This window comes from Bradyrhizobium sp. 186 (assembly GCF_023101685.1).
Taxonomy (GTDB): domain Bacteria; phylum Pseudomonadota; class Alphaproteobacteria; order Rhizobiales; family Xanthobacteraceae; genus Bradyrhizobium.
Genome location: NZ_CP082164.1, coordinates 2,304,073 through 2,316,878 on the forward strand (window position 1 = coordinate 2,304,073; position 12,806 = coordinate 2,316,878).

13 protein-coding genes are annotated in these 12,806 nt (G+C 64.6%); 10 read left to right on the forward strand and 3 right to left on the reverse strand.

Features of this window, described 5'->3' with window-relative positions; all coding sequences use genetic code 11:
- The first annotated feature begins 110 nt into the window (after positions 1-110).
- Complete coding sequence (locus IVB18_RS10755) at positions 111-560, forward strand: hypothetical protein (RefSeq protein ID WP_247989141.1); 450 nt, start codon at positions 111-113, stop codon at positions 558-560.
- A 188-nt stretch (positions 561-748) separates the two neighbouring features.
- Here IVB18_RS10755 and IVB18_RS10760 read toward each other — a convergent pair whose 3' ends face one another.
- Complete coding sequence (locus IVB18_RS10760) at positions 749-1,729, reverse strand: ABC transporter substrate-binding protein (protein ID WP_247989142.1); 981 nt, start codon at positions 1,727-1,729, stop codon at positions 749-751.
- A gap of 474 nt (positions 1,730-2,203) precedes the next feature.
- On the opposite strand from IVB18_RS10760, the gene IVB18_RS10765 reads away from it, so the two are divergent.
- From IVB18_RS10765 to IVB18_RS10805, 9 genes are all read left to right on the forward strand, one after another.
- Positions 2,204-3,304, forward strand: a complete 1,101-nt coding sequence (locus tag IVB18_RS10765) for an ABC transporter substrate-binding protein (protein WP_247989143.1) — start codon at positions 2,204-2,206, stop codon at positions 3,302-3,304.
- Positions 3,282-4,304 carry an ABC transporter permease subunit gene (locus tag IVB18_RS10770; RefSeq protein ID WP_247989144.1) on the forward strand — a complete coding sequence of 341 codons (1,023 nt, stop codon included), beginning with the start codon at positions 3,282-3,284 and terminating at the stop codon, positions 4,302-4,304. Before IVB18_RS10765 ends, IVB18_RS10770 begins: the two co-directional genes overlap by 23 nt.
- Positions 4,298-5,095, forward strand: a complete 798-nt coding sequence (locus IVB18_RS10775; RefSeq protein WP_247989145.1) for an ABC transporter ATP-binding protein — start codon at positions 4,298-4,300, stop codon at positions 5,093-5,095. The genes IVB18_RS10770 and IVB18_RS10775 overlap by 7 nt, the downstream gene beginning before the upstream one ends.
- Positions 5,089-6,261, forward strand: coding sequence for an acyl-CoA dehydrogenase family protein (locus tag IVB18_RS10780; RefSeq protein WP_247989146.1), 1,173 nt, complete (start codon positions 5,089-5,091; stop codon positions 6,259-6,261). Before IVB18_RS10775 ends, IVB18_RS10780 begins: the two co-directional genes overlap by 7 nt.
- A gap of 30 nt (positions 6,262-6,291) precedes the next feature.
- On the forward strand, positions 6,292-7,392 hold the full coding sequence (locus IVB18_RS10785; RefSeq protein WP_247989147.1) for an LLM class flavin-dependent oxidoreductase: 1,101 nt from the start codon (positions 6,292-6,294) through the stop codon (positions 7,390-7,392).
- Entirely contained in the window at positions 7,389-8,327 is a 939-nt protein-coding gene (locus tag IVB18_RS10790) for an ABC transporter substrate-binding protein (protein WP_247989148.1), read from the forward strand. Before IVB18_RS10785 ends, IVB18_RS10790 begins: the two co-directional genes overlap by 4 nt.
- 220 nt (positions 8,328-8,547) lie before the next feature.
- Entirely contained in the window at positions 8,548-9,393 is an 846-nt protein-coding gene (locus tag IVB18_RS10795) for a CmcJ/NvfI family oxidoreductase (protein WP_247989149.1), read from the forward strand.
- Between the two features lie 100 nt (positions 9,394-9,493).
- Entirely contained in the window at positions 9,494-9,805 is a 312-nt protein-coding gene (locus tag IVB18_RS10800) for a septal ring lytic transglycosylase RlpA family protein (protein WP_247989150.1), read from the forward strand.
- Positions 9,806-9,854: 49 nt separating this feature from the next.
- Positions 9,855-11,024 carry a Gfo/Idh/MocA family oxidoreductase gene (locus IVB18_RS10805; RefSeq protein ID WP_247989151.1) on the forward strand — a complete coding sequence of 390 codons (1,170 nt, stop codon included), beginning with the start codon at positions 9,855-9,857 and terminating at the stop codon, positions 11,022-11,024.
- Positions 11,025-11,213: 189 nt separating this feature from the next.
- Here IVB18_RS10805 and IVB18_RS10810 read toward each other — a convergent pair whose 3' ends face one another.
- Positions 11,214-12,524 (reverse strand): ABC transporter substrate-binding protein, encoded by a 1,311-nt coding sequence (locus tag IVB18_RS10810; RefSeq protein ID WP_247989152.1) that lies wholly within the window; start codon positions 12,522-12,524, stop codon positions 11,214-11,216.
- 53 nt (positions 12,525-12,577) lie between these two features.
- Positions 12,578-12,796: a hypothetical protein gene (locus IVB18_RS10815; protein ID WP_247989153.1), complete on the reverse strand. Its 219-nt coding sequence runs from the start codon at positions 12,794-12,796 to the stop codon at positions 12,578-12,580.
- Positions 12,797-12,806: the final 10 nt, after the last annotated feature.

The following is a 12,806-nucleotide window of genomic DNA, read 5'->3' on the forward strand; positions in this document are numbered from 1 at the left end:
ATGGGAGTCTTGTGCGCTGCACGCAAAATCGCCTCTTTGACTCGGCGCCGGGATGCCCGATCATGGCGTACGATCCTTTCCAAGCGAGACGTCAAACAGGGAGCAAGACGATGAGGATCTGGAAAGCGTTAATTGCCTGTTCGCTGGCGGGCGTGGTCACGGCCGGCCAAATCGAGCAGGCGTCGGCGGCTCCGCTGCCAACCAATGTCGCGACCATGAAGGCCGCGGCTGGCGATGATCTCACGCAGGTGCATTGGCGCGGCGGCGGTTGGGGATGGGGCCTGGGCGGCCTCGCGGCCGGCGCGATCATCGGCAGCGCCATCGCCGGCGGGCCTTACGGCTATTATGGCGGCGGCCCGTACTACGGCGGCTATGGCTATCCGGGGCCGGGCTACGGCTACGGTTATGCTCCGGCCTATTATGGCTCTGGCTACGGGCCGTATTACGCGCGCCCGCGGTATTACGGCTACAGGTCATATCGCCCGTATTATGGCATTAGCTATGGCTACTATCGGCCATACCGCGCCTATCCGCGTCCCTATTATCGCGGATATTGGTGATCGCGCCGCGGCTGGAGCATGATCCGGAAAAGTGCGCAGCGGTTTTCCGAAAAGATCATGCTCGAACAAAAGGCTAGAGCGAGAGCCAGACGATCAGGCTCATGCACGCGAAATGCGCGAGCACGATCGCGGCGAGATGAAGCGGGCCGGCCTTGAAGCGAAGCCCGCGCACCTCGCCGCCTCCGGCTCTAGTTCGACCCGGCGGCCGCAGCGGTGAAGCTGCGGTCGACGGCTTGGCTCACGTCGAGCTTCTTCGGCAGGATGCCGTAGCGCGTCGAGCGGTCGGAGGCTTCCTGCACCTCCTTCACCACGTTCTCATCGATCACGATCGGGCTGGTGCGCTGCGCGGTGTAGGCCGACAGCAGCACGTCCTCCGGCAGCTTGGTCAGCTCGGCCGTGTTCTTCGCATACTCAGGCAAGTGATCCAGCGACCACAACCGCGCCTTGTTCAAACGCTGCACCAGATCCTGCACCGCCGCGCGCTTGGTGGCGATGGCGTTGTCGGAGGCGACGATGAAGGTGATGGTCGGCGTCAGGCCCTCGCCGTCGGCGATCACGCGAGCCTTGTCCTTGAGCGTCGCGAACGAGACGTAGGGCTCCCACACCGCCCAGGCGTCGATCGAGCCCGCCACCAGCGCGATCTTGGCATCGACCGGGCCGAGCGGCGCGAAGGTTGCTTCCTCGAGCTTGATCTGCGCCTTCTCCAGCGTCGCATCGATCAGGAACTGGCCCCAGCCGCCGCGCGTGCCGGCAAGGCGCTTTCCCTTGAGGTCGGCGGCAGACTTGATCGGCGAATCCTGGCGCACCAGGATCGCCTGCGTCTTTGCGTCCGACTTGGTGCCGCCGATCGCCTTGATCGGTGCGCCGGCCGCGTAGACCGAGAGAAACGAGAGGTCGCCGGTATAGCCGACGTCGAGCGCGCCGGCGTTGAGCGCTTCCAGGATCGGTGCGGCCGCGGGGAATTCCGACCATTCGATCTTGTAGGGCAGGTCCTTCGCATAACCTGAAATCTCGAGCAGCGAGCGGTTGCCGCCCTTCTGGTCGCCAACGCGCAGCACGATGGTGTCGGCCGCGAACGACGCGGCGGTCGTCGAGAAAATGACGGCGGCAGCGAGCAGCGATGCCGCGAGCCGGCGCGTGATGGGATGATCGTGGGAGTTGATGCTCATGTGGCCTGTCTTGTTGCCTTGCTCACGACGTGTGAGCGAACGATGCAGCGGGACGATCAAGTCTATGACCGCGTGATGCGCAGTCAATGAAATGGCCAACCGTATTGCGCGTGCGATGAGCAAGGACGTTTCAACGAACCCGTGCTTTCGAGAAGGCGGGGTGTCCGCGGACAAAAATGCACAAGAATGATGCGGGTGATGGAGTAGCGGCGGGATCGCGGACCGACGCGTCGGCGGAAATCCTTTCATCGTGTTCGCGCGCGTCGATGGAGAGAATGACTTCGCTGCGCGCCACATTCGAAATTCCATTTCATTGACGATGCGACCAACAGGCCGCATCATTTGCGCATCGCATCAACGCGGCGCGCGAAGCGCCGACGGAAAGATTTTCTCTCAACGCAGCTCCGCACGGAACATGCGCAACGCCAGACGTTGCGCAAACGGAGAAGCTGTGCCAGCAGGAGCCTGAGCCCGATGAACAACGAGACCAAGCGCAGCGGGTCGAGCCTCGACCGGCGCCATTTGCTCCAGGCGGGACTCGCGGCGGCTTTCGCCGCGCCGCTCGGAGCGCTGGGCGCGCAGGCTTTCGCGCCGCGCGCGATCGCGCCCGGCGTCGACTTCTCGGAGTTTCCGCTCTGCCAGGCCGCCTCCGATGGCCCCACGCTCACCGGCGCGCCGCGCAAGCTGAAGCTGTCGTGGAACGCGGGCGCGGTCTGCCTGGCACCGCTACCCGTCGCCATCGAGCACGGCTTCTTCCAGAAGCAGAATCTCGACGTCGAGCTGGTCAACTATTCCGGATCGACCGACCAGCTGCTCGAGGCGATCGCGACGGGAAAAAGCGATGCCGGCCTCGGCATGGCGCTGCGCTGGCTGAAGCCGCTGGAGCAGGGCTTTGACGTCAAGATCGCCGCCGGCACCCATGGCGGCTGCATGCGTGTGCTGACGCGCACCGATTCCGGCGTGAGCAAGCTCGCCGATCTGAAGGGCAAGATCGTCGCGGTCGGCGACCTCGCCGGTCCCGACAAGAATTTTTTCTCGATCCAATTGGCAAAACTCGGCATCGATCCCAACAAGGACGTCGACTGGCGCGCCTATCCCGGCAACCTGCTCAACGTCGCCGTGGAGAAGGGTGAAGTGCAGGCCTTCCTGTCGTCCGATCCACTGGCCTATCTCTGGCTAAAGGATACCCAGTACAAGGAAGTCGCCTCCAATCTCGACGGCGATTACCGCGACAAGAGCTGCTGCATCGTCGGCCTGCGCGGCAGCCTGGTGCGCGAGGAGCCGCAGGTCGCGCGCGCCATCACTCAGGCGCTGCTCGACGCCGCGGTGTTCACCTCGCAGAACCCGACGGTGGCGGCAAAGTCGTTCCAGCCCTATGCACCGAAGACGGCAACGCTTGCCGATATCGAGGGCATGGTGCGCTACCACACCCACCACCATCACCCCGTCGGCGAGGTGCTGAAGCGCGAGCTCAAGGCCTATGCCGACGATTTGAAGAGCGTCCAGGTCTTCAAGCAGAGCACCGATACCGCCAAATTTGCGGAGCGTATCTATGTCGACGTATTCGCTGTCTGACGGCCTCGCCTCGGGCGCGCCGCGGGTTTCGCGCACGCCGCTGCTTGCGAGCTGGGTCCGGGAATCCGGCGTGGGCATCCTCGCCAGCGTCGCGTGGATCGCCTTCGGCCTGTCCTGCCTGTTGTGGGAGGATGTCGGCGATTGGTCGCGCACCCGTTCGCTCGGCATTGCAGCCTTTATCGTCGCCGCGGTCGCCCTGTTCGGAACGGTCGGCGCCGATTATCTCGGCTCGGCAGGCCGCGGCTTGCGCAAGCGCGCGCCTTGGCTCGTCGCGCTCGGTGCGTTCCTGACGCTGTGGGAGCTCGCAACCGCAAAATTCGCCTGGCTGCCGCTGCCGTTCTTCCCGCCGCCGCAGTCGATCATCGAGGTTTATACCGACGATCTGCCAAAGCTGCTCGACAGCGTCTTTGCCTCGGTCAAGCTTCAGCTCGGCGGCTATCTGATCGGCGCCACGGTCGGCTTTCTGACCGGCGTTTCGATCGGCTGGTCGCGCGCGGTCGGTTACTGGGTGCATCCGGTGCTGCGTTTTATCGGTCCGCTGCCGGCGACCGCCTGGCTGCCGATCGCGTTCTTCACCTTTCCGTCGAGCTGGAGCGCCTCGACCTTCCTGATCGCGCTGGCAACCGGTTTCCCGGTCACCGTGCTGACATGGTCGGGCGTCGCGAGCGTCAGCAGCGCCTATTACGACGTCGCGCGCACGCTGGGGGCAAAGCCGTCCTTCCTGGTGCTGAAGGTCGCGATCCCTGCGGCATTGCCGCATGTGTTCGTCGGCCTGTTCATGGGGCTCGGCTCGTCCTTTGCCGTGCTGGTCGTCGCCGAGATGATCGGCGTCAAGGCCGGGCTCGGCTGGTATCTGCAATGGGCGCAGGGCTGGGCCGCCTACGCCAACATGTATGCGGCGCTGATCGTGATGTCGCTGCTCTGCTCGGGTGCCATCACGCTGCTGTTTGCAATCCGCGACCGCCTGCTGGTCTGGCAGAAGGGGACCGTCAAATGGTAGCCGCAGCTCTTGCCGAAGCCGCCGTTTATCCGGTGGCCGGCGCCGCGCTCGACATCGAGCAGGTCAGCCACGCCTTCGACATCGACGGTGCGGAGCTGCCGGTGCTCAGCGACGTCAGCATCTCCGTCGAGCCGGGCGAATTCGTCGCGTTGCTCGGCCCCTCCGGTTGCGGCAAGTCGACGTTGCTGCGCCTTGTCGCGGGCCTCGACAAACCCAGGGCAGGAACGCTGCGCGAGGACGAGGCCCGCATTACCCGCCCGCATCCCTCGCGCGTCGTCGTGTTCCAGGATCCGACGCTGTTTCCCTGGCGCTCGGTCTGGGACAATGTCGCGTTGGGGCTGGAAGCGCAGGGCATCCTGAAGAGCCAGCGGCAGCGCGTCGATGCCGCGCTCGATCTCGTCGGGCTGTCGGACTTCCGCACTGCTTATCCGCACCAACTCTCCGGCGGCATGGCGCAGCGCGTTGCGCTGGCGCGCGCGCTGGTCAACGATCCGAAAATCCTGATCCTGGACGAACCGCTTGGCAAGCTCGACTCGCTCACCCGCATCACCATGCAGGCCGAGCTGGTTTCGCTCTGGCAGCGCAAGGCCTTTACCACGCTGCTGGTGACGCATGATGCCGAGGAAGCGCTGGTGCTCGCCAACCGCGTCATCGTCTTCAGCGACCGCCCGGCACGGGTCAAGGCCGACATCCGGGTCGATCGGCCCTATCCGCGCCATCGCGGCGATCCGTATCTGGCGGACCTGCGCCGCCAGATACTTGGCCTGCTGGGGTTAGATGCCACATGGTGACTTCCGCAGCCAAAGGACGCGCGGCCCATAGCGAGCCCGACTACATCGCACGCGCCGAGGCGTTGGCCGAAGCCTTTGCCGCGCGAGCGGCCGAGCACGACCGTGCCGGCAGTTTTCCGTTCGAGAATTTTCGCGAACTCTCCCAGGCGGGCCTGCTGTCGCTGACGGTGCCGGCGGCTCATGGCGGAGCCGGCGCCGGCGCAAGGTACACCGCGCGCGTCCTCGGCATCATCGGCAAGGCCGATCCGTCGACGGCGCTGGTGCTGTCGATGCACTACATCAACCATCTGGTGATGGCGCGCAGCCCGACCTGGCCGGCGCGGCTGTCGCGCAAGCTGGCGCGCGAGTCGGTCGAAGGCCTTGCCCTTATCAACGCGCTGCGCGTCGAGCCCGAGCTCGGCTCGCCGGCGCGCGGCGGCCTGCCGGCGACGATCGCCAGGCGCACCGAGACCGGCTGGCGTCTCACCGGCCACAAGATCTATTCGACGGGATCGCCGATCCTGAAATGGTATCTGGTCTGGGCGCGGACCGACGAGGCCGAGCCGCGGGTCGGGCAGTTCCTGGTGCCGGCAGGACTACCGGGAACGCGCATCGTCGAGACCTGGGACCATCACGGCCTGCGCGCCAGCGGCAGCCACGACGTCATCTTCGACGACGTCGTCATCCCGCTCGATGCCGAGGTCGATATCCGCAAGCCTGCGGACTGGCGCGCCCCCGACGTCACGCAGGCGACCGTCCACACCGTCTTCGTCGCCGCGATCTATGACGGTGTCGCCCGTGCCGCGCGCGACTGGCTGGTGACCTTCCTGAAGCAGCGCGTGCCCGCGAGCCTCGGCGCGCCGCTTGCGACCTTGACTCGCGCGCAAGAAATTCTCGGCGCTATCGAGGCGCGACTCGCCGTCAATAGGCGGCTGATCGAGTCCTTCGCTCGTGATTTCGACGACGGGGTCCAGCTCTCCGCAGGCGAGTCCAACGTCATCAAGCTGACGGTGACCAACAATGCCGTTGCCGTGGTCGAGGACGCGCTGTCGCTCACCGGCAATCATGGCCTGAGCCGCGTCAATCCGCTGGAGCGGCATTATCGCGACGTCCTGTGTGGGCGCGTGCACACGCCGCAGGACGACTCCACGCGCATCGGCCTCGGCCGTGCCGCATTGGGACTTTAGGTTTCCGCCAAACAATCAGGGAGAAGATCGATGCCAATCGAGTTCATCGGCTTTATCAGCAACAACAATTCGTCCGAGACCGTCGTCCGCGAGGGTCCGATCCTCAACCCCACCCACATCGAGACGGTGGCGAAGGCGCATGAGAACGCCGGCTTCGATCGTGCACTGCTGGCGTTTCATTCCACGACGCCCGACGCGCTCCAGGTTGCCCAGCACGTCCTCAACGTCACCGACCGCCTCAACGTGCTGATCGCGCAGCGCCCCGGTTTCACCGCCCCGACGCTGCTGGCGCGGCAATTCGCTGCCCTCGACCAGTTCTCGCGCGGCCGCGTCGCGCTCCACGTCATCACCGGCGGCAACGCCACGGAGCTGCGGCAGGACGGCAACACGCTCGACGACAAGGACGAGCGCTACGCCCGGACCTCCGAGTTCCTCGATGTCCTCAGGCTGGAATGGGGCAGCGACAAGCCGTTCACCTACAAGGGCAAGTACTACCAGATCGAGAACGCCTTCTCGCAGGTGAAACCGTATCGCCCCGAGGGCATCCGGATCTATTTCGGCGGCGCCTCTGATGCGGCGATTGACGTCGCCGGCAAGCATGCCGACACTTTTGCGCTGTGGGGTGAATCCTACGCGCAGGTGCGTGACGTCACCTCCCGCGTCCACAACGCCGCGATCAGGCAGGGGCGTTCGACGCCGCGCTTCAGCCTCTCGGTGCGGCCGATCATTGCGCCGACCGAAAAGCAGGCCTGGGAAAAGGCGGAAGAAATTCTGGCGCGTGCCACCGCGCTTCAGGACAAGACCGGCTATCGCAAGCCTGCCGACGGTCACGCCACAGCAGGTGCGCGTCGTCTGCTCTCGCTCGCCGACCAGGGCAGTCGCATCGACAAGCGGCTTTGGACCGAGATCGCAAAGCTCACCGGCGCCAACAGCAACACCACCGCACTGGTCGGGACGCCCGAGCAGGTCGCCGAAGTCTTCGGCGACTATTACGACCTCGGCATCAGCCATTTCTTGATCCGGGGCTTTGATCCCCTGATCGACACCATCGAATATGGCCGCGAGCTGATCCCGCTGACGCGCAAGTTGATCGCCGAGCGCCAGGTCGCCCGCGGCGAGGCGGCGGAATGATCCGGTTGATGCTGGCCGGTGCGCTGCTGCTCGGTTCGTCCGAGCTGGCAGCCGCGCAAACCATCCTGCGTGTCGGCGACCAGAAGGGCAATTCGCAGGCCGTGATGGAGGCGGCAGGCCAGCTTAAGGATGTCCCCTACAAGATCGAGTGGAAGGAGTTTCCGGCGGCCGCGCCGCTGCTCGAAGCGCTCGGCGCCGGCGCGATCGAGACGGGGCTCGTCGGTGACGCGCCCTTCACGTTTGCTGCCGCCTCCGGCGCGCCGGTGAAGGCGATCGCCGCGATCCGGCAGACGCGCGAGGGGCTCGCCATCCTCGTGCCCGAGACTTCGCCGATCAAGACCTTCGCCGATCTGCGCGGCAAGAAGATCGCGACGGGCCGTGGCTCGATCGGTCATCAGTTGATCCTGGCCGCACTCGAGAAGAACGGCTGGAGTGCGAGCGACGTGCAGATCGCGTTCCTGGCGCCGTCGGACGCCAAGATCGCCTACACGCAAGGCTCGGTCGATGCATGGTCGACCTGGGAGCCCTATGTCAGCCAGGAGGAGGTGCTGTTCAAGTCGCGCCGCATCATCACCTCGGAAGGCCTGACGCCGGGCCTCAGCTTTCAGGTGGCGCGGCCCGACGTTATCCGCGACAAGCGCGCGGAGCTGACCGACTTCATCCGGCGCCTCACCGCGGCGCGGGCGTGGTCGCTGAACAACGTGAACGGCTACGCCGAGACTTGGGGCAAGCTGATGAACATCCCGACCGCGGTGCCCCTCAACTGGCTCTCGCGCGCAAAGATCCGGATCGCGGCGATCGACGACGGCGTGGTCGCGGACGAGCAGAGCACGATCGACCTGTATTTCCGCTGGGGCTTGATCAAGCAGAAGCTCGATGCGGTCGAGATCGTCGATCGCTCGTTCGCGGACGCGATCGCCAAGGCGGGGTTGTAAGCCATCAAGCCTTTCTCTCGCGTCCGGGGCACGAAATCTCACGGATCGCTCAAGTGCCCGTGAGACGAGGATAGCATTTCCAGAGCGATCGCCTCCTTCGACAGTTTCCTTCTTCGTTTCTGACCGACAGCAACACTCACATTGCTATTTGCATCGCGCCCCTTGCAGCGCGATCGATCCCGTCAAAAATCAAGCAGACGATCACATCGGGAGACCGACCATGGGCCTGCAAGAAACAAGAATCGAATCGCTTCCCTTCGTCACTGCCGAGCTCAACTATCTCGCAGCGGTTTCAGGCAAGCCGCGCACCTACGCTTTCGATCCGCCGCCGGGTGAGCCGAAGAGCACATCGCTGCCGGAGCCGCATCAGGTCCCGATCTTCGATGCGCGCCTGATCGCGAACAATTTCTCGCTCGATCGCGAGGGTTTTGCACTGGTGCGCCATCCGAACCAGGTCAAGGACTTTTACAACGACGATGAGGTGAGGGCGGTTTACTATCCCGCCGTGGAGGCCTTCCTGCGCGCGACGCTGAAGGCCGATCGCGTCCTCATCTTCGACCATACCGTGCGCCGGCGCGTCGAGGGCGCCGCCGACATACGCGATAGCGGCCCTCGCCAGCCTGCGACGCGCGTCCATGTCGACCAGACCGCCAGCTCCGGTGCCAACCGCGTGCGCGAGCATCTGCCTGACGAAGCCGAAGAGCTGCTCAAGGGCCGCGTGCAGGTCATCAACCTCTGGCGGCCGATCCGCGGCCCTTTGCGCGATTCACCGCTCGCAATGGCCGACGGCACGACGGTCGCGCCTGACGATCTCGTCGCCTCCGACCTGATCTATCCCAATCGTCGCGGCGAGACCTATTCGGTGAAATACAATCCGAACCACCGCTGGTTCTATTTCCCCGAGATGACGCCGGAGGAAGCGCTGCTGCTCAAGTGCTACGATTCCGCAACCGACGGCCGGACCCGCTTCGGCCCGCACACCGCTTTCATCGATCCGACCACGCCGACCGACGCGCCGCCGCGCGAAAGCATCGAAGTGCGCACGCTGGTCTTTCACAAACAGTAACAATGTGTGATGGCACTGCTGGGCGTCGCCCGGCGGTGCCAGGGAACTTTGGGGAACAATGACGTTTGTAACGCCGGGCAGGGCCAACCCGGAGGGTGCAGTGCGAGCGCTGACGAATCTATTGCTCTATTTTGGTGCTTTTTCGCTTTCCGCTTTTTCTGTTGCACATGCCGAAAGCGGGCTTGCCTCATACTACGGCTACGGAAAAGTCGGAAAAGGCGAGTTAACCTGTGCACACCGGACGCGCCCTTTCGGCAGCGTGCTCAGGGTGTCTTATAGCGGACGCTCGATCCAATGCCGCGTCAATGATCGCGGCCCCTTTATCCGCGGCCGCATCGTCGATCTCTCCGTCCCCGCCGCCCGCGCGCTCGGCATGATGAGCGCCGGCGTGGTCCGCGTCTCGGTGGAATAGGTCCGCAAGCGCGCTATAGTGCCGCCCAAAGCAAGGCTGAGGGCGCGCTATGGCAGGGATCAGGGTCGGACTCGTGGGCTGCGGCTTCGTGTCGGAGCTGCACATGTATGCGTTCCGGCGCGTCTATGGCGTAGATGTCGAAGTCGCGGCGGTGGCCGCGCGCGGCGACCACGTCATCGAATTCGCCCAACGTCATAACATCCCGCGGTGCTATCGCAGCTTTGCCGAGCTGATCGCCGACCGCGAGCTCGCGGTCATCGATATCTGCACGCCGCCCAACCTTCATGCCGAGATGATTATTGCCGCCATGCAGGCCGGCAAGCACGTCATCTGCGAAAAGCCGTTCGCCGGCTATTTCGGCCGTGAGGGCGACAAGCAGCCCATCGGCAAGCACGTGCCGAAGTCGGTCATGTATGAGCGCGTGCTGGAGGAGATGGACGCGACCCGCGCCGCGATCGAGCATACCGGAAAGCTCTTCATGTATGCCGAGGACTGGATCTACGCGCCCGCGGTGACCAAGACCGCGGAGATCATCAAGGCGACAAGAGACAAGATCCTGTTCATGAAGGGCGAGGAGAGCCATTCCGGTTCGCATGCGGCGCACGCCGCGCAATGGGCGATGACCGGCGGTGGCTCGCTGATCCGAATGGGCTGCCATCCGCTCTCCGCCGTGCTCTATCTCAAGCAGGTCGAGGCCAGGGCGCGCGGCGAGACCATCCGTGTCGCCAGCGTGACCGGCGATGTCGGCAATGTCACCGCGAGCCTCAAGCCCGAGGAGCGCACCTACCTCAAGGCCAAGCCGGTCGACGTCGAGGACTGGGGCACGCTCACCGCCACCTTCTCCGACGGCACCAAGGCCACCGTGTTCTCTGGCGACATGATCATGGGCGGCGTGCGCAATCTGATCGAGACCTACACCTCCGGCGGCTCGCTGTTCGCCAACATCACCCCGAACACGCATCTGATGAGCTACCAGACCAGCGAGGAGAAGCTTGCCTCTGTCTACATCACCGAAAAGGTCGACCGTAAAACGGGCTGGCAATATGTCTGCCTCGAGGAGGAATGGACGCGCGGCTATTTGCAGGAGATCCAGGACTTCATGGAATGCGCCGCGACAGGACGGCAGCCGCTGTCGGACCTCGCGCTGGCGTACGAGACGATCAAGGTGAATTATGCGGGGTATTGGGCGGCGGAGGAGGGGCGGCGGGTGGTGTTGTAGGCCACCGGCAGCGCCGCAACGTCACCTCGCCCCGCTTGCGGGAGAGGTCGGATTGCATCGAAGATGCAATCCGGGTGAGGGGGACTCTCCGCGAGTCCAACTGTCACCGCCCCCGCGGGGAGTCCCCCTCACCCCAACCCTCTCCCCCGCAAGCGGGGCGAGGGAGCGCAGTCTCGCCGTGCGCGGCGCCTACGTCCCGTAAGTCGATCCCTTCGGCAGCGGGAACACCGGCTCCTGCGTCCTGATGTTCGTCGGCCACACCACCGAGATGTGTTCGCCGGCATTCTGCATCACCACCGGGGTCGAGCGCTCGTTCTGGCCGGAGAGCGGCGTGCCCGGCGGGAAGAATTTCACGCCATAGCCCTGAATGGTGCCGCCGGCAGGGATGTCGACGTCGAGCGCAGCTTTCCGAATGGCCTCCGGCTCGAAGCTTCCGTATTTCTCCTTGGCGACCGGCAGCACGTTGTTGAGCAGTACCCAGGTCTGGTTGAACCCCATCGAGCAGTGCGGCGGCACGTCAGTCGCACCGGTCTTGGCCTGGTAGCGCGCGACCATGGTCTTGGTCAGATCGCCGATACCCGGCGCAAGCTTCGCCGGATCGAGCAGCTGCGCGGGCACGGGATCGATGTTGCAGAAATTGTCGATGTCGGGTCCGAAGGTCGCACGCAGCTTGTCGAGCTGGCTGTAACCGGCGCCAGCGCCGAACAGCATCTTGAAGCGCAGGCCGCTCTCGCGTGCCTGGCGGAGGAACAGGGTGATGTCCGGGTTGTAGCCCGCATGCGAGATCACGTCTGCCTTGGCGCGTTTGATCTTGGTCACGAGCACCGAAAGGTCGGGCGCAGAGGCCGAATAGCCCTCGCGCAGTACGATCTGGATACCGGCCTGCTTGGCATAGGCCTCGTCGGCGGCGGCGACGCCGACGCCATAGGGACCGTCCTCGTGGATCAGCGCGACCTTGACGTCCTTCGGGTCCATGCCGAGCTTTCCTTGCGCGTGCTCCGAGATGAAGCTCGCGAAGGCCTGGCCGTACTGGTCCGAGTGAATCTGTGCGCGAAACACGTATTGCAGGTTCTTGTCCTTGAACACAGCGGTCGAAACGGCCGTCGTGATCCAGAGGATCTTCTTCTGTTGCTCGACCTTGGCCGCGAGCGGCACCGCATGCGAGCTCGCATAGACGCCGTTGAGGATGTCGATCTTCTCTTGGCTGATCAGGCGTTCGGCCTCGTTGATCGCAACGTCGGGCTTGCTCTGGGAATCCGCTGCGACCGGAGCAACCTTGTACTTGCCGCCGACGCCGCCTTTCTCGTTGACGAGATCGATCGCGATTTGCGCGCCGATTGACGAGGCCACCGAGCCGCCGGCGGCAAACGGGCCGGTCAGATCGTAGATCAGGCCGATGCGCAATGTTTCGGCTTGCGCCTGTGCCCGCGTCCAATCGAGGCTGAGTGCGGCGGCGGCAGCCGCCGAGGTCTTCAGCAGCGTCCTGCGTGAAGTGGTCATCCTATCCTCCCTCTGAACCGTCTTTGAGACTGGCCTTATTTTTCGCGAAGTATTCAGAGCGGGCCGTGGAAAGTCAACATCGCCCAAGGTCGATACCAGCGGCTGCAGCATGCAACGCAGCTGCGAAAGACAAAGAAAAAGCCCACCGCTCCAGGCGGAGCGATGGGCCGATGTTGGCGCGAGGTGATTACTGCGACAGCTTCACGAAGGCCGGAAACTTCATCGGGCGAGAAGCGCACATGCTCGACGACCTTGAGGCCGGCCTTGGGCATGTCGTCGGCT